This window comes from Brevibacillus humidisoli, assembly GCF_020923435.1.
GTDB classification, from domain to species: Bacteria; Bacillota; Bacilli; order Brevibacillales; family Brevibacillaceae; genus Brevibacillus_E; species Brevibacillus_E humidisoli.
Genome location: NZ_CP087263.1, coordinates 3,132,070 through 3,158,422, shown reverse-complemented (window position 1 = coordinate 3,158,422; position 26,353 = coordinate 3,132,070). Strand labels below are relative to the sequence as shown.

The following is a 26,353-nucleotide window of genomic DNA, read 5'->3' as shown; positions in this document are numbered from 1 at the left end:
TATTGGGGGTTCAGTCTCCATAAACCATAGTGAAAAGAGTGAGGAACGATGATGAATGAGTTATTTCATGCAGCCATTTGGGAAAAAGCGTGGAAAGACGATCCCGATACTAGCGCGAAGAAGATGCAAAAAGCCGGTATCGAACCGGCCAGAGCCTTTGATCATAAGGCCAGGGCTTTCAACGAGCAATCGTTTAATGAAGAGGGAAGGAAACGAACCAAACGAATCATGAACTGGCTTGAAGGACAAGGTGTTCGATTCAAAAACGCCTCCGTTCTAGACATTGGGGCTGCTTCGGGAGTATTTTCGGTGCCGTTTGCGGAGCGAGGGGCCCATGTAACCGCCGTAGAGCCCTCTCTTGCGCTGGTGGAACTGCTGGAAGAGAACATCGCAACCTTTGCCGAAGACAAAGTGAAGATTGTACCGGAACCGTTTGAGGATATTGACGTGCAGGCCAGGGGCTGGAGCCATGCCTTTGATCTCGTCTTTGTCTCGATGTGCCCGGTCATTCTCAATTGGGAGAGCGTGGAGAAGGTACTCCATTGCGCCCGGCAGTTTTGTTATATCAGTATGTCCGCGGGTTCCATAGAGAACAGTCTGGTGAATGAAATCTGGCCGTTGGTCACCGATCAGCCCCTCAAGACGGAAAACGCTGAAATGGGATATTTGCTCCATCTGCTGTATCTCAAAGGATACTCCTATGAATCGCTTATCTCACGGGAAACGAAAACGACGGAAGTCTCCAGAGAAGCGGCGTTGCAGGAAGTGATGACCTGGCTTCGCAATCACGGTCTGCCTGTAGATGATCGGAATCGGAAAACGGTTGCAGACTATTTGGAGCAAACGTATCCATCAGGTAAAGTGGTGGTCCGGCAGAGTGGCCGTTTTGGCAAGGTACTCATTCGATTGCAGGATCAGAACATGTACACCAGAGAAAATCTGTACGATACGCTTTAGTCAACATGACCTTCTTGTGTGCTTCCAGTTTCCGTTTCATCGCGAGGTACCAGCCATACGCTACAAACGCTGCACTAATGCGTCGGTGCTAATCGTCGGAACTATTGTGTAAATAGACACGATATCTCCACCCATTCACTTCTGTTGAATCAATCTCTCCTTGTCAACTTCTCTGAATTGACCGATCGATCTGATGATAATCTCAGGGATAACCAGCAGAAGGGCAATGGAGCCGTATACGCCAATTGTATAGCTGGTAGCGTAAACAAGACCGAATCCTTGTAGAAGAAGCCTGATGCCATGAATAACCAGGTTCGTAAAACAAAAGGCGTAACTTCGGATCATCCAGTTCCGATGCTGGATGATCCGTTTCTTTTTGATTTGAACGAATGCCATAATGGTTATAAACAGCCATAAAATATTCAGCGTATTAAATCCGATACTGCTGATTTTTCCTCCCGTGGCGTAAGGTGCCATATATCCGGACGTCAGCACGACAACGAATACGGACACGAAATAAACGTAGCCGTTCATTCGATGGAACGTTCGACTTTTTTCAAAGATGCGATGGGAAAAATTGAGCAGCCCCGCCGCCAAGGCCGTGCAGGCAGTGGCAACATGAACATGCATAACGGTTAACCAGACCGGGAGATTAAGCTCGCGCTTCAGTCCGGTTTTTTGGGCTACAAACCTCTCGGCTCCAGGGTCGATAACGTAATTGTCCACCAACGCGTAAAGGATAAATAGAATGCTGACACAGGCCAAAAGCCCATATAATGTTTTCCGTAATCTCATGTCATTCAACTCCCGCGGCTCCATGTTTATCACCTATCCACAAATCCCCCTTCTACTCACCTGATAGGAAGATAGCATGGAAATCTCTCAAATCAAGCGCAAAAAAGGTCACAAAACCATCAACAAATGGTCAAAATATGTGCGAAGCCGTTTGTTTTTCGCGGAAGAGATGATACATTTCATGTAAAGATAGTAGGCAAGGGAGAGTCCCCGAAAAAGAAGACGGGGTAGTAAAAGGCGGGATAAACGTGAATGAAAGACCTACAATCTTAGTCGTGGACGATGATCAGAACATCGTTGAACTATTGAGGGACTTTTTGGAGAATGACCATTTTCTGGTCGTAACTGCCAACGACGCGTCGCAAGCATGGACAGCGTTTCGGCAACACAAGGTGCATTGCATCATTCTAGACATTATGATGCCGGGACAAAACGGATTTGACTTCTGTCGGCGCATTCGGCAGGAGAGCGACGTTCCGATCCTGTTCTTGAGCGCCCGCAGCGATGATGTAGATAAGATTCGCGGACTGACACTTGGCGGCGATGATTATATCGTCAAAACCGCTTCACCCGGCGAGATCGTTGCTCGCGTGAAGGCTGTTTTACGACGCGCTGGCACGCAGCAAGCAAGCACGGCAAAGGTGTTGGACTTTGGCCGCATCAAGCTCGATTTGTCCACTCGAGAAGTGTTCGTCGATAGAAACAACGTCTCGCTCACGCCGAAGGAGTATGAGCTGCTCCGATTGTTTGCGGAACATCCCAGACAGGTTTTTACCTATGACCAATTGCTTACGAAATTCTGGGATGGCATCGGCGATAAGCATACGATTCGCGTTCATCTGAGCCGTCTTCGAGAGAAGATCGAGCGTGATCCGGATCAGCCGCAATATTTGACCAACGTCTGGGGCGTGGGTTATCGCTTCGAGGGGCGTATCATATGAGAAAGCTTCGTGTTCGTACGTATTTCTTGTTTAGCCTGGTGCTCCTCCTGCTGCTGCCTTGGGTTTTCTTCGTGGCGGCCCATCTCATGACGACCCAGTCGTTGGATATTGCCGCGGGTCGGCCGAATTCGCATACGGTTCCCTTGTTTGCGGCGTTCGCAGGTCTTCTGCTCGCTTTCTTTATTATAGGCATGCAAACGCGAAGGCTCCTTCTCCTTCCCCTTGAGCGGATGAGTCAGGCAGCTCGTCAAATTGCTGCAGGCGATTGGGACGTACAGCTTCCCCGTGCGACGATCAGAGAAATCGCCGAGGTTCAAGACGGTTTTGAAATCATGGTGAAGGGACTTCAAAGCTCGCATGAGAAACAGGCGATGCTGGAGGAGGAACGAAGATTCGTCATCGCTGCCGTGGCACATGACTTGCGGACACCGCTATTTGCCTTGCGTGGTTATTTGGACGGGCTTGAACAAGGCATTGCGCACACACCGGATCAAATAGCGAAATATGTGACCGTTTGTAAGGAAAAGTCGGCGCAAGTGGCTCGGTTGGTTGAGGAACTTTTTACCTTCGCGAAAATCGAGTACCTGGAACCCGAGCGGAGTGAGAGCACGGCTGACTTTCTTGACATTATTCAGAAATCGATCCACAGTCTGGAGCCGCAGGCGCAACAGAAACACATCTCAATCGTTTTCGATCATGAGTCGGATAACTGTATGATCAGAGTGGATTCACACGTATTGGAGCGGGCGATGAGTAACTTGTTGGATAATGCTGTGAGGTACACGCCTGCACATGGCATCATTCATGTTCGATGTCGTCGGGAGAGAGATCGAATAGCGTTCACGATCCACGATTCAGGGCCGGGCTTTGCGCCGGAAGATCTCCAGCGGATCTTTGAGCCTCTTTACCGGGGAGAGCAATCGAGAAATCGTGCGACAGGAGGATCCGGATTGGGGCTTACCATATCACGACGCATCATCCGCCAGCACGGAGGCGAGCTTGCTGCAGACAACCACCCGGGAGGAGGCGCCATCCTCTCCGGCTGTCTACCTGCCGCTAACCGATAAACATTCTGATGGAGCAAACATGAAAGCCTGATTTTTACGATTGCCGCGAAAGGGGAAAAGCTCGTCGCCCGGCCGTTCGACTGATCTTTGCAAAATACTGAACCGACCGTTCCTGAAATGGTATACTGTCGCTACGGAAAGGAGGGGTCACTATCGGACGCTCAAAGGAGTTTGACCGGGAGCAAGTACTTCATAAAGCCATGCTGGTTTTTTGGAAAAAAGGCTATGACGCGACAAGTATACCGGATTTGTTAAACGAAATGGGGTTAAGCAGATCAAGCCTGTACGAAACCTTCACAGATAAAGAGACGCTATATCTCGAAGCGATCCAACATTACAAAAAAATAAATCAAAACAAAAGAAATCTCTTGGTCCATGCGCCGTCAGCCAAGGTTGGCATCCGGCAATATTTCGATCGGCATATCGCTTCCGCATTTAGCGTTGATTTGCCCAAAGGATGCTTGGTGACAAACGCAACCATCGGATTGGATTCACCGGATGAGCAACTGCGAAAATTCATACAGGACAATTTTGAGGAATTGGAGCAGGCTTTCTACGAGCTTTTGCGTAAAGGACAGCAGACAGGAGAAATCGACTCCGCGAAAGATATAAAGGTTCTGTCTCTCCTCTTGCTTAATCTCAATCATAGTATCAATGTCCTGTCCAAGGTAAAAACCGACAAGACCGTTTTTTATGACATGGTGGATGCGGTCATTGAGATGCTGTAAGCTCATTCTTTTTTTTTTAAGATTACAGGAACGATCGTTCCGGAAAAGAGGCCAGGAGATGAACACAATCGAAGATCGAAATATTGAGAAACCTTTCTCAGCGCGGATCATCTTCATTCTCGCTGCCGCGTGCGGCTTAATCGCCGCAAATCTTTATTATGCACAGCCTTTGGTTGGCCCCATTAGTTTGGAGCTTGGACTTTCTTTCGAAGCAGCAGGACTGATTGTCACGCTCGCTCAAATCGGTTACGGAATCGGATTGTTGTTTATCGTGCCCTTGGGAGACATCCTGGAAAACCGAAAGCTTGTGGTTGCGTTATTGTTTCTCAATGCCATTGTTTTGACGGTTGCAGCAGCCATCCAAAACGCTGCGTTGTTTCTCGCCGCTTCCCTGTTTATCGGGTTGGGCTCAGTCGCGGCTCGGGTGCTGGTGCCGTACGCGGCTCATCTTTCGCCGGCCCGATCTGTACCTGCCGCCCCACACGCATGAGGGGGTCAAGATAAAACGGCACAGATCAAACAGGAAAAACTATTTGAACAATACGGTCTGAAAAAAAGCGATGGACGATTATTCCCGTTCGAGTTGTCGGGTGGGATGCTCCGCAGGGTGTTGTTTGCAACAAGTGTTCGAGAGGGGGTCAAGCTAGTTATTGCTGATGAGCCGACACCTGGTATCCACCCGCAGGCACTTTCCGAAATCTTAAAGCAACTGAAGCAATTTGCAAAAGATGGTGCGGGAGTCATGCTGATAACGCACGATATTGTATCCGCGTTGGAAATCGCAGACCGAGTGGCTGTCATCAAGGATGGAGCAACGGTGGAAATCTCCGAGGCGGCAGCTTTTGAGGGCAAGGGCGAGCGCCTGAAAACCGAATACACCCAAAGGTTGTGGAGAGCCTTGCCGCAAAATGATTTCGATTTGGAATTCAAGGGAAGGACTGTGTGCACCATGACTCTGATTGGAGAGAATCTGGGTCACTATTATCAAAAAGAGCGCTGGATTTTTAAAGATATGAACATTTCAGTAGCCCCAGGCGAGGTGCTTGGGCTATCCGGTTACAGCGGTTGCGGAAAAACCACGTTGGCTAGAATTTTAGCAGGGTACATCTCACCCCGCACAGGCCATGTAACGTTAGATCGTAAACCTATGGAACGAGGGACTTTTCGGCCGGTGCAATTGATATACCAACACCCGGAAAAGGCGATTAACCCCAAGTGGCGGATGCGGGACGTTTTGACCGAATCCTACACACCCTCGCAGGACATTCTGGATGCTTTCGAAATACGGGCGGAATGGATGGACCGCTGGCCCGTTGAGCTTTCCGGTGGTGAGAAGCAGCGCTTCTGGATTGTCCGTGCGCTGAATCCCGCCACGAAGTATATTATTGCCGACGAAATGACCACCATTCTGGATGCAATTACACAGGCCCAAATTTGGCATGCATTTCTCAGGATCTGCAAAAGCCGAGACATTGGTGTCGTTGTGGTCAGCCACGAGAGCAGTCTCTTGAATCGGTTATGTGACAATATTTACAAGGTAGGGGAGCAGTAGAGACAGAGCAAGCAAATACTGTTCGTGGTTTCATCGTTATCCCGTCGGCTGGCGGGATTTTTTTATGTTTATCAGTCTTTAAGATGGAAGAGCTATCACGTCTGCAGAACCTCAGATGCCGGAAATGTCAAAACAATGGACGGAATTATCCATGTTCGTTCCCGTTTCCTTTTGTATAATTAACAATGAGAATCAATATCAAAAAACAAAACTGCAGTGGCAAAAAGGGAGAGGGAAGAGATGTTTCGGTCAAAAAGGGGTTTACTCGTACTAACAGCAGTACTGCTGTGCATGATGGTCATCGCTGGCTGCGGAGCTACTGGACAGGAGAGTGCCGTTACCTCCAACCAACTGGCCGCAGGGGAGCAGGGCAAGACAGAGCAGCAGAATCAAGAAAACCAGGCTGTTGGAGAACAAAACAGTCGAGTGGTTGAGCATGCGATGGGCAGCACCGAGATTCAGGGTACACCGCAAAGGGTTGTCACTCTTTATCAAGGGGCCAATGATGCTGCCATCCTCCTGGGAGTCAAGCCGGTGGGTGCGGTTGAGTCTTTTGTCGAACAACCTTGGTATAAGTACATACGCGAGCAGATGGACGGAGTGACGAATCTTGGGAATGAAACCCAACCCAATCTGGAAGAGATTCATAAGCTCAAACCTGACTTGATTATCGGTGCCAAATCTCGCCACGAAAACATTTACGAGCAGTTGAAGGCGATCGCGCCGACGGTGATTGCAGAGGATAAGGATAACTGGAAGACCACGTTGAGCCTGGTTGCAAAAGCAGCAAATAAGGTAGCGGAAGAAGAAGCATTTTTGGCAGAGTGGAATCAAAAAGTGGCTCATTTCAAAGAGCAAATGGGTGAGAAGTTGAGTACAGAAGTATCCATTGTGGACTTTCGAGCGGATCACGCCCGTATCTTTTATGCCGGTTTTTCAGGCCTGGTTTTAGAAGAGTTGGGGCTGTCTCGTCCTGCTCAGCAGCAAGGTGAGGACTGGGGTGTCAAGCTGACATCCCAGGAAACGATCCCCCAAATGGATGGGGATGTCATTTTTGATTTGACGAGTGTTGATCGTGACGATGGTCGATTGGAAAACCGAAAAAAATGGACCAGCCACCCACTGTGGAAAAACTTGAGAGCCGTTCAAAACGGAAGAGTCTACCAGGTAGACACGGTGATTTGGAACAACGCAGGGGGGCCGATTGCGGCGATGAAGATGGTAGACGATGTGTATCGCTACTTTGAGGTGAAATAAAGCTTTACCCATTTCAAAAAGCAGGCTCGCGAGGGGGGACCGACATCTTTGTCAGTCACCCCCTCATGTGCTTATGCTCCACTTCACTGTGGATTATGTAGGTTTTTTCGATAGAAAGGGATGGGGCAACCTGGTGGAAACGTGGAAACGAAACCTGTTCATTTTATACGTGGGGCAATTTTTGGCGATGGCAGCGATGAGCTGCGTCACTCCCTTTTTGCCTCTTTACTTGCAACAATTAGGACTTACCGATCCGGAAGAAGTTCGCATGTGGTCGGGCATCATTTTTGGTGCGAACCTGCTGACAGCCTTTCTTTTTGCACCGGTATGGGGAAAACTTGCCGACCAGTACGGGCGCAAACTGATGCTGATTCGTTCCGGTATTGGCGTGGCGATTACGATCACGTTGATGGGATTCGCTACGAACCATATTCAACTGCTGTTCTTGCGTTTGATAAACGGGATTCTAGCTGGATTTGGCCCTGCGGCAATCGCTCTGGTCGCCACCAACACGCCAGAGGAGCGGACCGGATATGCCTTGGGGATTTTGCACGCCGGCTCGGTGGCGGGGACGATTTGTGGTCCCTTGTTGGGTGGACTGCTCGCTGATCTGTTCGGATTTAGCGCCGTCTTTTCCTATCTCGGATTCAGCATGTTTGCCGCTACGTTGATCGTGATCTTTTTGGTCAGCGAAAACTTTGAAAAAAAGGAAAGCAAAGAGAAGACGGGGTTTCTGCAAGATTTTCAAACCATCGTGGCCAAAAAACCGGTTGCGCCTCTGTTCGTCTCCGCATTCATCATCAGATTAGCGATGGTGGGTACATTGCCGCTTATTCCGCTGTATGTGCAGCAATTGGCGCCAAGCCAGGCAAACCTGGCTTTTTTAGCCGGCTTCACGGCGGCAGTCATGGGGGTGGCCAACATGATTGCCGCACCTAAACTGGGCAAGCTGGGAGACAAGTTCGGCTCACACTATATTCTGATCTGCGCGGTGTTTGGGGCGATTCTCTTCTTCGTCCTGCAAGCATTCGTCACGGAATTGTGGCAGCTCATCGTGCTGAGGTTTTGTACCGGTGTCTGCCTAGGCGGCATGACGCCCTCTATCAATGTGCTGATTCGTCGTTACGCGCCAAAAGGGATGGAGAGCCGAACATACAGCTACTCCCACTGCGCTTTGTTCCTGGGGGGCTTGGTCGGGTCGGTCGGAATGGGGGCCATCGCCTCTTATTTTGGTCTGTCGATGATCTTCATTTGTTCAGCGCTTTTTTGCTGGTGAACAACGTCTGGATGAAGTGGACGGTACTCCCCCATATTCAGTCTCAGCGGGAGACGACTGTCGACCAGCGGACAGGATAGGGACTGTGCAAAGAAACAGAATTCGCTGCTCTATGCCAAATGGGAGGAAATGATATGAGTTTCAGAAAAGCGAGGATGGTCATGGAAACTTCTATCTCTGACGATAGGGCCAAAGAACAGTTTGCCGAGCTGCATCGCCGGATTGTGGGTCTTGTTTCCGAATTGGAACTAGCTGAAACAATCACGTTGGCGGTGGAATTTAGTCCATCGTCAGCCCGATTGGAAATGGATGACGACGCTCAAGATTGGAAACTGAGTGAAAGACAACGCCAGGTGGCGGGCATGCTGTGTCGGCACTATTCCGTGAAACGGATTGCAGAGACCCTGTTTGTCTCTGAACATACGGTCAAAAAACATATCCAAAACATGAAAAAAGCACTGGGCATAGAAGCCTCAGGTGCTGACTTTGTCTATCAACTGCAGCAAAAACGAATCGGCCAAAACGAGAGGATACTCGATTGAGATGATTCGGATTATCCAAATGAAGCATTTACACTTTTTGGGAGTTAGGTTATCGTTATGATTGATGATGATTATCATTATCAAATAATCGATGGTATGCTCAATCCAAGAAGTGAGGTGTGAGGGTGGATGAATCCTGCGGAAACAGCACAAAAGACCGAAGCAGAAGAATGGATCAGCCCGTTTCAATCCGCATCCTATGCAAAAGTGGAACAGAGACTCCTGTGTCAGCTGATCGAAGCGGTTCTCTACGAGGAAATTGTTGTGCCTCAAGAAGGACTGCCTCGCGCTGAAGATTTCCAAGGAGATCTGGTGCTGACAGGGAAAACAAATGACGGAATACCGGTAGCGTATCACTTTTCCTGCGCACGTAGATTCAGCTTTGGCCGCTTTCGTGTCAGCAGAGGAACAGTCATACGCCAGCCGTCCGATGAAGCGCCGACCGCTGCCACCGTGTCCGGATTCGTCGAAGAAGTGCTCGGACAAGTACAGCAAGGTGAACGACTGATGCGGTTCCTGGAAGAGTTGGAACAGACGCTGGCGAAGGATCTGCAAGCCCACCAGTACCAGTCGCGTCATGCTCCCCTAGCGAGGACAGAGCGTGACTACGATGAGTTGGAAGGAGATATCATCGACGCTCACCCCTATCATCCCTGCTATAAATCACGGATCGGTTTCAGCTTGCGGGACAATCTCTTGTACGGCCCTGAGTTTAAAAGAAACCAGCGGCCGCTGTGGCTGGCCGTTGCGAAGGGGGAGAGTGCGATTTCCCTATCAGCCGGGGTGGATTACCTGCTGATGATCACAGAAGAACTGGGACATGGCGTGTTTGACATGTTTGCTTCCTCCTTGCATCGTAGAGGGCTGGACGCTGACGACTACTATTTCATGCCGGTGCACCCTTGGCAGTGGGAGAACATCGTTCTGCCCAGCTTTCATCGTCAGTTGGCCGAACAGAAAATCGTTCTATTAGGTCAAGGCTCTGATGATTACCGCCCGCAACAGTCGATTCGCAGTTGGGCCAACTTCACCCACAAAGAGAGGGCGTATCTGAAACTGGCGCTGAACATCACCAACACATCAACCAAACGAATACTGGCAAAACATACCGTGATGAACGCACCACTTGTGTCGGATTGGTTGTGCTCGCTCACGAAAGAGGACGAAACGGCTCAAAAACTGGATTTTGTCTTTTTGTCTGAATTCGCCGGGATCTCCTATGACTATGAGCAGCTCCCTCCCCTCCAGCAGCAAAAAACCTACGGAAGTTTAGGCGTGATTTGGCGAAAAAGCCTGCATCGCCACCTGAGAGAGGGAGAACAAGCTGTTCCGTTCAATGCACTCTGCTGCATGGACCGAGAGCAGCCTCTGATTGAACCATGGGTACGCGCGTTTGGACTAGAGACCTGGACACGTCAGCTGCTGGAGATTGCGATTACGCCAATCATTCACATGCTCTACGCGTACGGCATCGCGATGGAGTCCCATGCGCAAAATATCATTCTCATCCATCAAGACGGACGACCCAGCCGGATCGCGTTAAAAGATTTCCACGATGGCGTTCGCTTTTCCAAACAACATCTGTCGCAGCCGGAAGCGTGCCCTGACTTTCACCAGGAGCCTGCTCATCATCGTGCGATCAACCGTCATTCTTTCATGCAAACCGATGATCTATCAGCCGTCAAGGACTTTGTGCACAGCGCATTTTTCTTTGTCTGCATCAGCCAATTGGGGATCTTTTTGCACGAACAGTACGGGCTGGAGGAGAGGCGTTTTTGGGAAATGGCAGCCGAAGCGATCCATACCTACCAGTGTCAGCATCCGCAGCACAAGCATAATTTTGCCCGATACGATCTGTTCTCCAAAACGATTCAGATCGAACAGTTGGCGAGAAGACGGTTATGGAAAGATACCGAAGTAGATCCCAAGCCTGTGCCGAATCCCCTGTATCACTATCGGTAAGGAGTCGTCCAAGGAGGGAAACGATGAAAAGAGAAGAGAATGGTCCTGGGTACAGTGCCACCCCCTATGATCACGTCGTGGATGAGGCAGAGCAGCGTGTGATGGAAGACCTGGTCAACGCCTTGCTCGCCGAACAACTGCTGGATGGACATGATGAAGTGGAACGTCTCTCTCAAGCAGATTGGGAGAGGATCGTAAGAGATGATGTTGTGATGGCTGCAGTAGACAGAAGGCTCGCTTATGCAGACAAGCAGGTGAGTATCTATCGCTGGTGGCTGGAGCGCGGACGGGCGATGATCGTTTTTCCTGTCCATCCTGCCATCACCCAACCATTTCGTTATGACGCGTCCGAGGGAGTGTTTCAGGTGCGACTGGATGAAGGCGACCCCATCCATCTGACGCTGACAGAACTGGGACCGTTAGAGCTGATGCAGCATCTCATCCGGCTTTATGCAGACGACCCCGTCACCGTCAATCCCGGGGAAGCCGATCGTTTTCTGCAGATGCTGCAGCAAACGCTGCTGCAAACATCCTGGTCGCTTGAGACCAAACGAACGGTTGCAGGTGTATTAGAGCTGCCGCCTGCTGCTTCACTATTGGAGCTGGAGAGAAGAGCAGCCCTGCGTGACCGGCCGTTCCATCCCGTCTCCAAAGGAAAACTGGGGTGGACACAGCAGGAATATCGCAGGTATACCGCAGAGTTTGGCACGCCGATTCAACTGAATTGGATGGCGGTGAAACGTCAGTATCTGGTGTCGGGACGGGATGAGGATGGGATCGATATCCGCCCGGTTGACATGCTGCTGGACGAGGAGCAGCGAGATGTGATTCGGGAAGAAATGAGCAGACGAGGGTTACGAGACGAGCAATATATAGCCGTTCCCGTCCACCCATGGCAAATGTCTGCTGTATTGCCGAAGCAGCTGCATCAGGAGATAGAACGCGGGGTTTGCGTACCGTTAGATTCTGCGGCCGGGACGTGCTACGCCACATCTTCGATCCGCTCGTTACTGTCTGAGAACGAAGGCAACTATCACGTAAAACTTCCGTTGGGGATTCATTCGTTGGGTGCTGTGCGGTATCTATCGGCGATCAAACTGATCAATGGGCAACGTGCGGAACGATTGATGAGACAAGGTGTGCAGCAGGACCCATTTTTGCAAAAGCGTCTCTTTTTGTGTGATGAGACACACTGGTGGGCCTATCTGCCTGAAAATAGAGACTTGTTTGCCGATTATCCAAGACATTTGTCCGCGATGATCAGACAATACCCGGCAGAATGCATCGAGGATGATACGGTGCGTTTAATGCCGATGTCTGCTCTGGCTGTTTTCGACCAGGAGGGTCACCTGTTTGACGAATGGCTTCGCATGTGCGGTTTGCAACCTGACGAAGGAGCTGTATTGCGCTTATTTCGAGAGGTTTTGCTGCTCTATTATGAGATTTGCTTCCGCTTGTTCCGGTTGGGCATGATGCCAGAGGTGCACGGGCAAAATTGCGTCTTGATCTGGAAGCAAGGGAAAATAGAAGGCTTGCTGCTGCGCGACCATGATGCACTGCGATTGCATGTTCCGTGGCTGAACGCACACGGCCTGGAAGATCCCTCCTACCGACTGAGATTGGGTTATCCCAATTCGCTGTATCATGAGACGCCTCAGCAACTGCTTGCTTACTTCCAGACGCTTGGCATCCAGGTAAACAGTTATGCGATTCTGAGCAGCTTGTCACGATATTACGGCATAAAAGAAGAGCGTTTGTGGGCGGAGCTCCAACAATGTTTGGAGCAGGCTGTCATCATGGCCAACCTTCCGGATGCAGGAAAGGAGATCCTGCAGGAATGTTTGTTTGACAAAGCGAGTTGGCCCTGGAAACAAATCATCCGACCGCTGTTGAAGCATCATCCAAGGGTGCCGGGAAGCATGCCCTCTGGCATGGGTGAAGGAGTAAATCCTTTTCAAGCCAGAGCCATCCTATTGCCAAAGGAAGTGGTCCATCGTGATGCATGATCAGGTTCAGGTAAGAGAGAGGTCAAAAAACGATCCGTATCTCAACAAACAAGCGTCGAGAGAGTCGAATGCCAGATCGTATCCGCGACGGATCCCGATCGCGATCAAGGAAGCAGAAGGAATTCACGTAAAAGATATGGATGGCAACGTTTATTATGACTGCCTGGCTGGAGCCGGAACGTTGGCACTAGGACACAATCACCCAGTGGTGATTCAGGCTATTCGTGAGATGCTTGATCGCAAGCTGCCTCTCCACACACTCGATCTCACCACACCGTTAAAAGAACAATTTGTCGATGAATTGTTTGATAGCCTGCCTGAGGAATTCGCCAAAGACGCTCGCATACAATTTTGCGGCCCTACGGGTGCCGATGCCGTGGAAGCGGCGATCAAACTGGCCAAAACAGCAACCGGCAACCGGTCCGTCCTATCGTTCCAAGGTGGATATCATGGAGCTACCCATGCCACGATGAGTCTGAGCGGCATGTTGGGACCGAAGGAAAAGGTGCACGGTTTGGTACCGGATGTGCACTTCTTGCCGTATCCTTACGCGTATCGCTGCCCGTTTGGCGTCGGCGGAGATGAGTGTCACCAACTCAGCAGCCGCTATATCGAACGGCTGCTCCAAGATCCCGAAAGAGGGATCTTGGCCCCGTGCGCGATGATCTTTGAAGCTGTGCAAGGGGAAGGAGGGGCCATACCGGCGCCAGTCGAATGGATTCGCCAGATGCGCCGAATCACACAGGAGCACCATATTCCGCTGATCATCGATGAGGTACAGACTGGACTGGGCAGAACGGGAAAAATGTTCGCGTTTGAACATGCGGGCATCATCCCTGATGTGATTGTTTTATCCAAAGCGATTGGAGGAAGCCTGCCGCTGTCGGTCATGATCTACAACAAACGACTGGATGTATGGAAACCGGGCGCTCATATCGGAACGTTTCGCGGCAATCAGATGGCGATGGCAGCAGGGCTGGCAACGTTAACCTACATCAAGGAACATGACCTCCCCTCCAAAGCGGATCGTCTCGGCGACCGGTTGATGGACCATTTGAACGAGCTGATGAAGAGAGTGGGATGGATCGGCGACGTGCGCGGGCGTGGTCTCATGATCGGCGTCGAAATCGTAAACCGGGATGCTGAGCCTGATCATATGGGACATTATCCTGCCTATCCTGAACTGGCCAGCCGTATTCAGCGGGAGTGCCTCAAACGCGGACTGATTCTGGAAGTCGGCGGCCGGCATGGGGCGGTTGTCCGCTTTTTACCGCCCCTCATCGTAACGGAGAGTCAAATCGACGAGATTGCCAAGATTTTCAGGGAGGCGGTCCATCAAGCTTGCACGGACGTGACGTGACACACGACAAGATTCCCAAAAGAAGACGGGAAGGGAGTAGGTGAGAAGGAATGCTGCCGCAATCAACAAACCGTTCTGTTTTGCTAAACAGCGGGAGGCTGGCTGAATCGGCAACCATGCACGCCCTGCTAAACAGTTATCTAAGAGAGAATGGAGTGGCCGATCCACGAATTGAAACCTCCCAGACGCGTGATCCTTTTTCCGTGAGCGGAGAGAAAATCGTTGTCTTCCTGCCTTTGACAGGCAAGTCGATCGTGGGCACGATGGTGCATTACTCCAGCATCGGACAGCATTTGTACGGTTCATCATTTTATGAGGTGCAGGAGGATGGAGGACTCAAAAAGCTGGAAATCGGTCGATTCATGGATTTGCTGCTGCAGGAATTGAGCCGCCAAGACTCGGAACACCGAGATACCCGGCGGCTTCAAATCAGGGCACTGATGGAGAACAGCCTCCATAATATGAAGATGTTTATCGAGCACGATTTGCAGACCAGATCGTCAGAACCAGAACCATTCGATTATCTCCGTTCCGAGCAATCGCTGTTGCTGGGACATCCGTTTCATCCGTTTCCAAAGTGTTCGGAAGGATTTACGGACGCTGATCTGCCAAAATACAGTCCGGAAATGGGCGCCTCTTTTCCCCTTCATTACATCGCCATCCGGAACGAGTACATAAAAGAGGAATGGATCGACGGAGGCGAAGGGGCTTTGTCACCCTCCGTTGTGGAGTACGCCGTGCAGCGATTGGGTATACGGTCAAGCGAGTACAGGCTGCTGCCGATGCATCCCTGGCAGGCGGATTACGTCCTGCAACAAAAGGCTGTCAGCGAACTGCTCCAGCAGGAGGTCATTGTCGATCTGGGCGTACGGGGGCCAGTGGTATATCCAACATCGTCGGTACGAACGGTATGGAACCCGGAGACAGGCTATCACTACAAGTTGCCGCTCCATGTCCGGATTACCAACCTGACACGTGTCAACACGGCGGAACAGGCGCACAGGACACTGGATGCGGCCAGAGTGATCCACCATCTCAGAGACCAGTTGGAGACGGAGTCATTCAAGGTTTTGCTCGAGACGGGCTGCTGCAGAGTGGTGGCCGATACAATCCTGCCGGGGGAACAGGGTCACCTGGTCGACGACTTGAGTGTCATGTATCGCCCGATGAACGGAGTGTCCGCAAACACCTACGTAGTGGCCTCCTTATTGGAGCGCCATCCGGGAGAAGAGGAGCCAAAACTGATCGCCATGGTCAGGATGACCAATCAAGGTTGCCTGCCTGACTTGTCAGTCTGGCTGCAGCGATACTTGCTTCTGTCTATCGTGCCGCTCCTCCGTGTATGGGCTCATACTGGAATCAGTTTTGAAGCGCATTCGCAAAACTCGCTGATAACTGTGCGGGATGGGCTGCCCGACTGCTTTTACGTGCGCGACCTGGAGGGCGTCAGCATCGACCGTAAGCTAGCAGACGAGGCTGGCTGGATCGGTACGCTCCTCGCAGATGACAGCCCCGTCCTGTACGCAGACGAGGAAGCGTGGATGAGGACCAAGTACTATTTCTTTGTCAACCATCTGGGAGCGCTGATTCATACGATTGCCTCCTACCAACGAGTGGACGAGACGAAGTACTGGCGCATGGTGAAAGCTTTGCTAGAGGGGGAGCGGGCACGATTCACCGCAAATGAGCGCATGCTGGCGTGTATCGACGATTTGCTGTATGGCCGTTTCCTGCCGGCAAAGGCGAACTTCACCAGTTGTTTTCGATCCAGGGGCGAGAAACCGATCTTTGTATCGATACCCAATCCGATCTATCACTGTGAAGTGGAATGATGAACACATCTGTCACGCTGGAATATTGCTCCTTGAAAAATGGTTACCATCTTGTTATGTTTATGATATGTTGAAAATGATTATCATTCTTTTCCGAAGGGTTGAATGCAATGAAGAACGAGCCCCATCTTTCAGAGCGACTCGCTTCTTGTGTATACATATTGGAAGATATTCAACGCATCCACTCTAGTGGATCATTCATTCAACCAAAGACATCGTTGTATAGCATGGTGTTGTTCAGGGAGGCGGAGGGAGAGATTGTGATTGACGGATGCAGCTATCCCATCGAGCAGCAAAAGGTATTCATCCTGCCACCTCAATCGAGTGTGAAGCTGCGGATAGATCCAGGTAGTCAGGCAGATTATGATTACGTACGATTCCACGCTGTACAGATCTTGGATCAACAGCATGTTCAGCTGGCGGAATTGCAGTGTCCGAATGAAATCACCACTCCCTACGTTCATTTTCTAATCGATCGGATGGATGAAGTGGCAAGGAAACGGCACAGTGGCGATCATTGGGATGCGATGCAGGCCAATCTTCTGTTTCAGGAGATCATCTTCGGATTATTCAAAGATGCCACAGATGAACAACAACGACCGGATGTTGATCAAGCGATTCAACTCACGCTGGATTATATGGAGCAGAATTACCGTTTGCCTATTACCCGGGAAAAGCTTGCCGGGATGGCCGGGATGAGCGCAGATTATTTCTCACGCGTGTTCAAGAAAAAGCTTGGACAAACACCGATGGAATATTTGACGGAAGTCCGAATCAGGCAAGCCAAGCAGCTGCTGCTGCAGTCTCACGACTCGTTCCGTTCCATCGCCCAGCGTGTCGGTTACAGCGATGAATTTTACTTCAGCCGGAAATTTAAGGCGGCGACTGGTGACTCGCCAAAAGCTTATGTGAAAAAGTTTACCTACTCACATAGAGTGGCTTCACTGAAACATCTGCCGACCGGTCATCTGATTGCTCTTGGTATCGAGCCTTACGCTGCTGTGATTAATCATGTCTACCCGATCACGACACAGCTGCAGAAGACAATCGCTGTAGGTGACTTCCAGCCGGACCTGGAGAAGCTGATGAGAGCGAAACCAGACTTGATTGTGACGAGTCAGTGCACTCCCTCTGCAAAAGAGAAACTGTTGGACCACATTGCTCCTACCGTGAGGCTGCCTTTTTTTCAGGATTGGCGAATTCATTTGCAAACGATTGCCAAGATCATTGGGAAAGAAAGGGAGGCCAAGATCTGGCTGGAGCGTTATGAGCAAAAGGCGGAGATGATACGTAAGCAGATCAAAAGGAAAATCGGCGATGATACCGTTCTGGTCGTTGGCATCGGTGAAGGGAAGATGTGTGTATATGGCCAGCGCAACCTGGGGGCGGTTTTGTACGGAGATTTGCAGTTGGGAGTACCGCGGGGAGTCGAGACGATTGCACATTACAAAGAAGTCGCTCTGGAAGATCTGTTTGCGTATGAGGCGGACCGGATCTTGTTAACCAGCTATAAGCATGATGGAACCAGGCGGATGGATGAGGCGATCCAGCGCGAAGTGAGCGCCCTGATGGCAAACAGTCAATGGCATGGATTGAAGGCGGTCAGGAATGGAGCGGTATCCTATATGCATGACAGTCAGCATCTGTATACCTGCTATACCTCTTTTTCACATGATCTGCTGTTGGACAAAATGTATCAACTGTTCGTGTCGGATTTGCCCAAATAGTGGACGTAAAAATCCATGTTCAACAGAATGGGTGTCCGTATAATGAATAATGAGAATCACTATCACTTACTCTGGGCAGATTCATCCGTGCAGACCAGAGGTTTAGGATGGTGCTAGCCCATGAGATGGAAAACGTCATGGAACACTGTGAGGACACAGCAGCATGGCAGCAAGTGAAGGAAGAGGATGAAAATGACGCGCCACTTATTTGCTCGTACATCAATGAAACTGTTCGGCTTAGCCCTCGGTTTCTGTCTGTTTGCCCTCGCTTTTCTGTCAAGTATTGCTCTCGGTCAAACACCGATTGCACTTGACACAGTTGCGGATGCTTTTTTTGCCTACGATCCGTCATCAACAGACCATCTGATCATTCGAACGACACGAATATCGCGTGCGCTCATTGCCGCTGTGATTGGGGCCAGTCTAGCGGTTGCAGGCGCGCTGATGCAGGCGCTGACAAGGAATCCGCTGGCATCCCCCAGCATTTTTGGCATCAATGCTGGCGCTCTGTTTTTTATTGTCATGGCGGCAACCTTTTTTTCCGTCACATCATTGGTCCATTACATGTGGATTGGCTTTGCGGGAGCGGCCATAGCCGGAGTCTTGGTCTACTTGCTGGGCTCAATGGGGCGAGACGGATTGTCTCCTGTCAGGGTCGTATTGGCGGGAGCGGCAATAACGGCCCTCTTTGTCTCGATTACCCAAGGGTTGCTGGTAGTTGATCAACAAGGATTGGAAGGGGTGCTGTTCTGGATTGCCGGTTCCGTGACGGGAAGAACGATAGAGATGCTGGAACCTGTGTTGCCCTTCATGATCGGCGCAGGAGCTTTGGCTTTCTTGTTAGGGAATCATATCAATATTTTGCTGTCGGGCGAGGATACGGCGAAGGGGCTGGGACAGCGAACGGTTCTTGTCAAACTGCTGATCGGATTTGCCGTCGTCTTACTGGCTGGCGGATCGGTTGCGGTTGCCGGTTCCATCGGGTTCGTAGGTTTAGTCGTACCCCATATCGTTCGGGCGCTCGTTGGTATCGATTATCGCTGGATCATACCTTACTGTGTGCTGTGCGGAGCCAGCCTGCTGTTGGCAGCCGATGTTGCGGCGAGGTTTCTCATCATGCCGCAAGAAGTGCCTATCGGAGTGATGACCGCTTTCATCGGCACTCCTTTCTTCCTCTATCTTGCTCGCAAGGGGTTTGGCAGTCATGGATCCTAATCTTTCTTTTCGCAGCAGAAACGACTTGATCTCTTTCCAGATCCAGAAGCGAACGATTCCGGTCCTGCTTGCGCTGATTGGGTTTGGCGTGCTGGTGCTGATTGGCGGTCTCTCTGTCGGGAGTACGATGATACATCCCATCGATGTCATCAAGCATCTGTTCGGATTGGGAAGCGGTGAACATGCCTTTACCATTGATACGCTCAGACTGCCGAGGATGCTCCTCTCCTTGCTGGTGGGAGCAGCACTTGGCGTATCTGGGTTGATTCTGCAAAGCATCATCCGCAATCCGCTCGCTTCTCCTGATGTGATCGGCGTGACAGGTGGTGCTTCGGCTGCCGCGGTGTTTTTTCTTTCGTATATGGCGTCCGAGAGAGCAAGCTCCTCTTGGCTGCCTCTGGCAGCCCTTGCAGGTGCCGGATTGGTTTCACTGATCATTTACCTCTTGGCTTGGAAAAAAGGGGTAACACCGATGCGGATTGTGCTGGTTGGCATTGGAATGGCGGCAGCGATGGGAGCGCTTACTACGTTCATGATTGTTCTCGGGCCGATTGCTACCACGATGAAGGCGTACATTTGGCTGACCGGAAGTGTTTATGGAGCCAGTTGGGAGAAGGTCTATGCGATGCTGCCATGGCTTCTCGTGTTTGCCCCGCTGGCCCTGTTTTTTACCAGAGCAGTCCACGTACAGGAACTGGGAGACCAAGTGGCATTCGGCTTGGGAGCGAGAGTGCAGCTGCAGCGCTGCGGCCTCCTGTTCATTGGTGTGGCGTTGGCCGGATCTGCCGTCGCATATGCGGGAGGAGTAGGATTTATTGGTTTGATCGCCCCCCACATAGCGAGGAAGCTGATTGGCCGTTCGTTCGCCGGTTTGGTCCCGATTTCTGCTGTCATAGGCGGGCTGATCATGGCTTTGGCCGATATCGTGGCCAGGACAGCCTTCTTGCCCCTTGACATTCCCGCTGGTGTATTTACGGCAGGCATAGGTGCTCCCTTTTTTATCTATCTGCTCTATAAAAATCGCTATAAATGAATAGCAAGAATCGGTATACGGTAAAGGTACGGCTTCACTAGTCCAGGCATCCATGACTTGATGGAAGGAACGAAGATTACCTTATGGCAGGGGGAGTAGTCTAGTGTTTCGGATTCAACCAAGAGTACAGGGTGTAACGCCGGAACTTCTGTCACTCTATCGGGATATTAGTCCTTCGACGATTGGCCATTTTACAGACTTTGGTTTTCTAAAGGGTCTGCATCCATTGTTTAGGCCCATTCGACTCCTGGGCAACGCGGTAACCGTTCGCATTCCCCATGTGGATGCTACGGCGATTCGCTATGCGATGGAGCTGGTGCAGCCAAACGATGTGCTTGTGGTAGACATGAGTGGTGATGATCATAGAGCGTGCTGGGGCGAATTCAGGACCTACGCGGCAATCGCCAAGAAAGTGGCCGGAGTAATCGTGTCCGGGTGTGTCACCGATGTGCGAGCGATTACGAAGCTAGGTTTTCCCGTCTATTCAAAAGGGATCAGCGCCCTAACCACACGTTCTTTGGAACTGGAGGGTGAGGTGAATACCACGATCAGCATCTGTGGTGTTAGCGTCCATCCAGGAGATTTGATCGTAGGGGATGATGATGGATTGTTCGTCGTAAAGCCGGAGGATGCAAAAAAGATTGGCCTGATGGCATTGGAAAAGCAGCAGAGAGAGGACGTGCGTAGACAGGAGTATGGGTGTGACACCTGATGAAACGTCCACTCTGGCAGCTTCGGCAACGGTTGATTCGGCTTTTCCAATGAGCTTACGAGTTTGCCAAACGTTCTTGACAGGAGGAATCAACTCTGGTAATTTTTATTTTGATAATGATTATCATTACTGATAAATAACACAACCACGAGGGAGTCTTGTCATGCGAGAGATAAAAATACGTTTCCTAGCGGCTGCTGCGGTTTTCCTGCTTTCTGCACTGGTCGCCGCTTGCGGTGGGGGGAACAACGGTAATGGCGGCGGCGCGGCTACCATACCAGCAACAGAGAAACCGCAAGAATCATCCACCGAAGCACCTGCAGCGAAAGTGCGTACTTTTACGACCGTTAAGGGAGAGGTGGAGATCCCGGTCAAGCCGCAGCGAATTGTTACGGATTACTACGGGGGAGAATTGCTCTCTGTCGGCGCCAACGTAGTCGGTGTGGAGCCGATGGCTTTTGACAATCCCTTTCTTAAGGAGCGGCTCAAGGGGGCAGAAAACATAGGCGATCCGATCAACGTGGAAAAAACATTGCAGCTGGAGCCGGATTTAATCGTGGTCATGTATGACAAAAACTATGAAGCGTTGTCCAAGATCGCGCCCACTCTGTACATTCCCTACGGCACCACGACTGATGTCTACGAAACGGTACGCCTATTCGGAGACATCGCTGGGGAACCGGAAAAGGCTGAACAGTTTATTGCCCGCTTCGAGCAGAAGGCGGCGGAGGGGCGCGAGAAGTTGCAGGGTGTGATCGATGAGAATGCTACCTTTGGGCTTTATGAGCTGACCGACAAAGGAGATCTGTGGATCTTTGGCAACAACGCGGGCCGGGGCGGGCAAGCCGTGTACAACGCGCTTCAGCTGCGGATGCCGGAAAAGATGACCGGCGATGATACGCAGACGCTCCAACTCTCCTTGGAGACACTGCCGGAGTATGCGGCCGATTACATGTTTCTGACCACGTATGACCCGCAAAAGAAGGGGGAGGCCCAGAAGCAGTTGCTGGACTCTTCGGTCTGGCAAGGATTGAGTGCGGTAAAGAACAATACGGTTTTCTACAATGATTTTCAAACGTTTTATCCGTATGATCCGATTTCTGTGACCGAGCAGATTGACCTGATCGTCGATATGCTGATCGCCAGAAGCGAAGAAAACATGAACAAGAAATAGATGTAGTGGCAAGGAGCGGGAGAGATGAAGCGACAGAATCATCATCTTTGGAAAATCTGCTGTCTGATTTTGCTGCTGGGTGTACTCTCTGCTTGTGGAACAAGTGCCGTTCAACCATCCGGCTCATCCACGGATGCGGAGCCCGCGAGCGAGAACGAGGAAACCGTCCTGTATCAGGCAGCCAACGGAGAAGTACGCATTCCTAAAAATCCTGAGCGGATTGTTGTGCTTGCAGACAGTTATGTCGGCTATTTTCTGGCGTTGGGCATCAAGCCTGTCGGCGCTACCGATCATGCACTGCAGAACCCGTATTTTCAGGGAATGACAGACGGGATCGAGAACTTGGGTGATGGAAAGTCGGTCGAGAAGATTTTGGAGCTCCAGCCGGATCTGATCATCACCTTCAGCGGGGTAGAAAACATCGGCAAGCTGGAGAAGATCGCGGCAACGGTCGCTGTAGAGTACGGCAAGACAGGTTATCGAGAGCAGTTGCGGGAGTTTGGCAAGATGACGGGTCGGGAAGAGCAAGCCAACGAATGGATCGCCGAATGGGATCGAAAGCTTGCCGAACAGAAACAGAAGGTTACAGCGGCGGTAGGCGATCAAACCGTATCGATCCTCAGTCCCTATGCCAAAGGGATTTACGCGTACGGCCACAATTATGCCAGGGGCGGTGAAATCCTTTATCTGGAGTTTCAATTAAAAGCGCCTGAACTGATTCAGCAGGAAGCGATCGACAGCGGTCAGGGCTGGGTCAGTCTTTCGCTGGAGAGATTGCCTGATTACGCAGGTGATTACATTTTTACTTGCGATTGGTCGGGCGATGACGCCGATCCGTCGGCTGTCTATGACAGCAGCATTTGGCAAGGGCTGCCCGCTGTGCAAAACGACCGTGTGTTTCAAATCGACCCGATTGCTGCTTATTTCAACGATCCCATCTCCCTGGAAAAACATCTCGAATTTATTGTGGAGAAGTTGACGCAGTGATTGGCGCATGTCGGACGAAGTGTTCCATCTCTAAACTAGCAGATCAACAGGAAGAAGGATGGTTTTGATGAATTCCCACACCGGCCATGTCATACAAGCTGAACCCTCTGTCCCTAAACTGCGTACAAGGCCTGTTGCCGCCTCGATTGTTTTGCTGGGGGGATTCATCGCCGTTGTCCTGGGTCTGGCGACATCGATTTCGGTTGGAGCGGCCGATATCAGCTTGCTTACGGTTTGGCAAGCTTTGTTCCACTTTAATCCTGACCTGACCCAGCATCAAATCATCCAGGAACTGCGGCTTCCACGTGCTTTGGCCGCAGCCATGGTTGGCGCCTGTTTCGCTGTTGCCGGTGCGATTATGCAGGGAATGACCCGCAACCCGCTGGCTGACTCTGGATTGCTCGGTCTGAATGCGGGAGCGCGATGCATGCTTGCCCTATGCTTTGCCTTTTTTCCGGGACTCCCTTATCTCTACTTGATTTTGTATTCCTTCCTTGGGGCAGCGCTCGGAGCGGCTCTGGTCTATGGGATTGGTTCGTTGTCGCAAAACGGGCTGACACCGGTCCGGCTAACGTTGGCTGGGGCGGCTGTCAGCGCGTTGTTGGTCGCTCTCAGCGAGGGGATTGCGATTTACTTTCAGGTTGGACAGGATTTGGCGTTTTGGGTTGCGGGCGGTGTGGCAGGTACCAAGTGGTTCCAACTCAATGCCATGTTCCCTTGGGTAGCCGGAGCGCTGATCGGGGCGCTGTTGCTGTCGCGCTCCATCACGATGCTGAGCTTAGGTGATGAGGTTGCGACAGGTCTTGGGCAGCGGACGAGGTGGGTAAAGCTGGCAGCTGCGATCGTCGTGCTGGTGCTGGCCGGGGCCGCAGTCTCTGCGGTCGGATCGATCGGTTTTGTCGGTCTGCTCATCCCCCATGTCGCCCGTTTTTTGGTTGGCGTCGATTACCGTTGGATCATCCCATGTTCGGCCGTGCTCGGCAGTCTGCTGATGATCCTCGCCGACATCGGGGCGCGAATGATTAATCCCCCGTTTGAGACGCCGATCGGTGCCCTGATTGCCCTGATTGGGGTCCCGTTCTTCCTCTACCTGGTGCGCAAAGAGAGAAGGGAACTGTAATGGAAGTGATCAGATCTACCCAGGTGGAGCGCCGTCGTGCTGCTCGAGCAGCAATCGTCATGTCTGCTTTGGGTATCCTCATTCTCGTCATGCTCGTGATCAGTTTGAATACGGGATATATCCGCTTGGCGCCGTTTGATGTATGGAAGACATTGATCGGAGCCGGCACGGATAAACAGGAGCTGATTCTGTTCGATTTCCGACTGCCTCGGATCGTGATCTCCGTACTGGTCGGCGCAGGTCTCGCAGTATCGGGCTGTATCCTGCAGGGGCTGGCCCGCAACGCGCTTGCAGAACCAGGGATCCTCGGCATCAATTCCGGTGCCGGCTTGATGGTTATTTTGTTTGTCTCTTTTTATCCGACCAATGCGGCCGCTCCGGTTTTCTTGCTGCCGCTGCTCGCATTAGTAGGCGCAGGCTTGACCGCCGCTCTCATCTACGGACTAGCATTTAAAAAACACGAGGGGCTTTCTCCCACGCGGCTGGTCCTGACGGGTATAGCCGTTGCTGCCGGAATCAATGCTGCCATGATCGTGCTGACGATCAGACTGGACCCAAATCGCTTTCAGTTCGTAGCCACTTGGCTGGCGGGGAACATATGGGGAACCGATTGGGACTTCGTACTGGCGTTGCTGCCGTGGCTGGTCGTACTGCTTCCCTTCGTCTTCCGCAAGGCCAATGTGCTGAATGTGCTCAACCTAGGTGAGCTGACGGCCGCAGGGTTGGGGGTTCTGATGGAGAAGGAACGTCGCTACCTGCTAGCTGCCGCGGTCGGATTGGTCGCCTCCTGTATTGCCGTCAGCGGAGGCATCACGTTTGTCGGGCTGATCGCTCCCCATCTTGCGCGGCAGTTGGTCGGGCCGAAACACCAGTTTCTGCTGCCAGCCTCTGCCCTAACAGGGGGATTGCTGCTGATCACAGCCGACACGCTGGGACGTTGGATCCTGCAGCCTTCGGAGATTCCTACTGGTATAGTGGTGGCGGTGGTTGGGGCGCCGTACTTCTTGTACTTGTTAGCCAAATCAAAGGCATAAGCTTGTTCATGTTATCAGGCAGATCGTGAAGTGGGGGAAGGATGGACATGGAGCGTTTGTACACACAACAACTGGATATCGGATATGCAGAGACATTGATCGTGAAAAATCTCAGCCTAACCGTACCGACAGGCAAAATAACAGCGCTTGTCGGCTCGAACGGGTCCGGCAAATCGACTATCTTAAAGACGATGGCCCGGCTGATGAAGCCAAAAGCAGGCGTCGTCTTGCTGGACGGAAAGACGATTCACGAGCAGCCGACAAAGGAAGTCGCCAAGCAACTGGCGATCTTGCCGCAAAACCCGACGGCACCCGAGGGACTGACCGTATCGGAGTTGATCGGCTATGGACGGTTTCCCCATCAAAAACGGTTTAGCTTAACCCGTGAGGACAAGGAGATCATCCACTGGGCCATCCAGGTTACAGGCATGGAGTCTTTTAGCGATCGTCCGGTTGATCAACTGTCGGGAGGACAGCGCCAGCGTGCCTGGATTGCCATGGCTCTGGCCCAACAGACTGATATCTTGTTTTTGGATGAGCCGACCACGTTCCTGGATATGGCCCATCAGTTGGAAGTCCTGCAATTGCTGCAAAAGTTAAATCAAGAGGAAGGACGAACGATTGTAATGGTCGTTCACGATCTAAACCATGCTTCCCGGTATGCCCATCACATCGTCGCCATCAAATCGGGCACGGTAGTCAGCGAAGGATCGCCGCATCAGGTCATGACCCAGGAAGTACTGCGCGAGGTGTTTGGCATAGAGGCTGATATTTTGCACGATCCGAGAACAGGTGTGCCACTATGCCTGCCGTTTGCGCTCGCTGGCCCATCGGAGCATGCGCAGTCGCAGACGGTGAAAACAGGTGATTCCTCGCTCATAGACGATCAGAGAGTACCGCTGACGTCGGCCAGGTAAAAGCGTTGTAGAAGGATTGTCAAAGCACTGCAAAAGCACTGTAAAAAGCGCTGCAAAAGCGCTGGCGATCGCTAGCTATAGTTATAAAAGATCTGGATGGTGGTCAACCCTGGATTGAGGAGAGGGGAATAAGAGGCACCAATGGGGGGACGCTTACCT

Annotated in this window: 22 protein-coding genes and 1 pseudogene; 22 read left to right on the top strand and 1 reads right to left on the bottom strand. The window is 51.5% G+C overall.

The window, feature by feature from the left end; genetic code table 11:
- The first annotated feature begins 48 nt into the window (after positions 1 to 48).
- Positions 49 to 957: a class I SAM-dependent methyltransferase gene (locus LOK74_RS15515; RefSeq protein ID WP_230042926.1), complete on the top strand. Its 909-nt coding sequence runs from the start codon at positions 49 to 51 to the stop codon at positions 955 to 957.
- 135 nt (positions 958 to 1,092) lie between these two features.
- Here the strand turns inward: LOK74_RS15515 and LOK74_RS15505 are convergent, their stop codons facing one another.
- The gene (locus tag LOK74_RS15505; protein WP_230042925.1) at positions 1,093 to 1,752 is read right to left on the bottom strand and encodes a DUF2306 domain-containing protein; all 660 of its coding nucleotides are present in this window, start codon (positions 1,750 to 1,752) and stop codon (positions 1,093 to 1,095) included.
- 248 nt (positions 1,753 to 2,000) lie between these two features.
- Between LOK74_RS15505 and LOK74_RS15500 the strand changes: the two genes are divergently transcribed.
- The 21 genes and pseudogenes from LOK74_RS15500 (at position 2,001) to LOK74_RS15395 (ending at position 26,194) form a co-directional block, all read left to right on the top strand.
- Positions 2,001 to 2,693, top strand: a complete 693-nt coding sequence (locus LOK74_RS15500) for a response regulator transcription factor (protein ID WP_230042924.1) — start codon at positions 2,001 to 2,003, stop codon at positions 2,691 to 2,693.
- Entirely contained in the window at positions 2,690 to 3,760 is a 1,071-nt protein-coding gene (locus LOK74_RS15495; RefSeq protein ID WP_230042923.1) for a sensor histidine kinase, read from the top strand. The genes LOK74_RS15500 and LOK74_RS15495 overlap by 4 nt, the downstream gene beginning before the upstream one ends.
- Before the next feature lie 200 nt (positions 3,761 to 3,960).
- Positions 3,961 to 4,488 (top strand): TetR/AcrR family transcriptional regulator, encoded by a 528-nt coding sequence (locus tag LOK74_RS15490; protein ID WP_230042922.1) that lies wholly within the window; start codon positions 3,961 to 3,963, stop codon positions 4,486 to 4,488.
- 58 nt (positions 4,489 to 4,546) lie between these two features.
- Positions 4,547 to 4,945, top strand: a pseudogene (locus LOK74_RS15485) (MFS transporter); the annotation flags it as partial.
- Between the two features lie 150 nt (positions 4,946 to 5,095).
- Positions 5,096 to 6,040 (top strand): ATP-binding cassette domain-containing protein, encoded by a 945-nt coding sequence (locus tag LOK74_RS24260; protein WP_420908676.1) that lies wholly within the window; start codon positions 5,096 to 5,098, stop codon positions 6,038 to 6,040.
- Between the two features lie 240 nt (positions 6,041 to 6,280).
- Positions 6,281 to 7,297, top strand: a complete 1,017-nt coding sequence (locus tag LOK74_RS15470; RefSeq protein WP_230042920.1) for an ABC transporter substrate-binding protein — start codon at positions 6,281 to 6,283, stop codon at positions 7,295 to 7,297.
- Between the two features lie 133 nt (positions 7,298 to 7,430).
- On the top strand, positions 7,431 to 8,573 hold the full coding sequence (locus LOK74_RS15465; RefSeq protein WP_230042919.1) for an MFS transporter: 1,143 nt from the start codon (positions 7,431 to 7,433) through the stop codon (positions 8,571 to 8,573).
- Positions 8,574 to 8,707: 134 nt separating this feature from the next.
- Positions 8,708 to 9,115 (top strand): helix-turn-helix transcriptional regulator, encoded by a 408-nt coding sequence (locus tag LOK74_RS15460; protein WP_230042918.1) that lies wholly within the window; start codon positions 8,708 to 8,710, stop codon positions 9,113 to 9,115.
- Positions 9,116 to 9,244: 129 nt separating this feature from the next.
- Positions 9,245 to 11,077 carry an IucA/IucC family protein gene (locus tag LOK74_RS15455; protein WP_230042917.1) on the top strand — a complete coding sequence of 611 codons (1,833 nt, stop codon included), beginning with the start codon at positions 9,245 to 9,247 and terminating at the stop codon, positions 11,075 to 11,077.
- A 23-nt stretch (positions 11,078 to 11,100) separates the two neighbouring features.
- On the top strand, positions 11,101 to 13,083 hold the full coding sequence (locus LOK74_RS15450) for an IucA/IucC family protein (protein WP_230042916.1): 1,983 nt from the start codon (positions 11,101 to 11,103) through the stop codon (positions 13,081 to 13,083).
- Positions 13,076 to 14,443: an aspartate aminotransferase family protein gene (locus LOK74_RS15445; RefSeq protein WP_230047027.1), complete on the top strand. Its 1,368-nt coding sequence runs from the start codon at positions 13,076 to 13,078 to the stop codon at positions 14,441 to 14,443. The genes LOK74_RS15450 and LOK74_RS15445 overlap by 8 nt, the downstream gene beginning before the upstream one ends.
- A 50-nt stretch (positions 14,444 to 14,493) precedes the next feature.
- Positions 14,494 to 16,275 (top strand): IucA/IucC family protein, encoded by a 1,782-nt coding sequence (locus LOK74_RS15440; protein WP_230042915.1) that lies wholly within the window; start codon positions 14,494 to 14,496, stop codon positions 16,273 to 16,275.
- A gap of 260 nt (positions 16,276 to 16,535) precedes the next feature.
- Positions 16,536 to 18,002, top strand: coding sequence for a helix-turn-helix domain-containing protein (locus tag LOK74_RS15435; protein WP_230042914.1), 1,467 nt, complete (start codon positions 16,536 to 16,538; stop codon positions 18,000 to 18,002).
- 192 nt (positions 18,003 to 18,194) lie between these two features.
- Positions 18,195 to 19,217: a FecCD family ABC transporter permease gene (locus tag LOK74_RS15430; protein WP_420908675.1), complete on the top strand. Its 1,023-nt coding sequence runs from the start codon at positions 18,195 to 18,197 to the stop codon at positions 19,215 to 19,217.
- A complete protein-coding gene (locus LOK74_RS15425) occupies positions 19,207 to 20,250 on the top strand; it encodes a FecCD family ABC transporter permease (protein ID WP_230042913.1) in 1,044 nt (347 codons plus the stop codon). Before LOK74_RS15430 ends, LOK74_RS15425 begins: the two co-directional genes overlap by 11 nt.
- Before the next feature lie 103 nt (positions 20,251 to 20,353).
- Positions 20,354 to 20,962 carry an RraA family protein gene (locus LOK74_RS15420; protein ID WP_230042912.1) on the top strand — a complete coding sequence of 203 codons (609 nt, stop codon included), beginning with the start codon at positions 20,354 to 20,356 and terminating at the stop codon, positions 20,960 to 20,962.
- Between the two features lie 163 nt (positions 20,963 to 21,125).
- Positions 21,126 to 22,136, top strand: coding sequence for an iron-hydroxamate ABC transporter substrate-binding protein (locus tag LOK74_RS15415; RefSeq protein ID WP_230042911.1), 1,011 nt, complete (start codon positions 21,126 to 21,128; stop codon positions 22,134 to 22,136).
- Positions 22,137 to 22,160: 24 nt separating this feature from the next.
- Positions 22,161 to 23,123 carry an iron-hydroxamate ABC transporter substrate-binding protein gene (locus LOK74_RS15410; RefSeq protein WP_230042910.1) on the top strand — a complete coding sequence of 321 codons (963 nt, stop codon included), beginning with the start codon at positions 22,161 to 22,163 and terminating at the stop codon, positions 23,121 to 23,123.
- Positions 23,124 to 23,190: 67 nt separating this feature from the next.
- On the top strand, positions 23,191 to 24,243 hold the full coding sequence (locus LOK74_RS15405; RefSeq protein ID WP_230042909.1) for a FecCD family ABC transporter permease: 1,053 nt from the start codon (positions 23,191 to 23,193) through the stop codon (positions 24,241 to 24,243).
- Positions 24,243 to 25,277, top strand: a complete 1,035-nt coding sequence (locus tag LOK74_RS15400; RefSeq protein WP_230042908.1) for a FecCD family ABC transporter permease — start codon at positions 24,243 to 24,245, stop codon at positions 25,275 to 25,277. The genes LOK74_RS15405 and LOK74_RS15400 overlap by 1 nt, the downstream gene beginning before the upstream one ends.
- 47 nt (positions 25,278 to 25,324) lie before the next feature.
- Positions 25,325 to 26,194 carry an ABC transporter ATP-binding protein gene (locus tag LOK74_RS15395; RefSeq protein WP_230042907.1) on the top strand — a complete coding sequence of 290 codons (870 nt, stop codon included), beginning with the start codon at positions 25,325 to 25,327 and terminating at the stop codon, positions 26,192 to 26,194.
- Positions 26,195 to 26,353 lie beyond the last annotated feature (159 nt).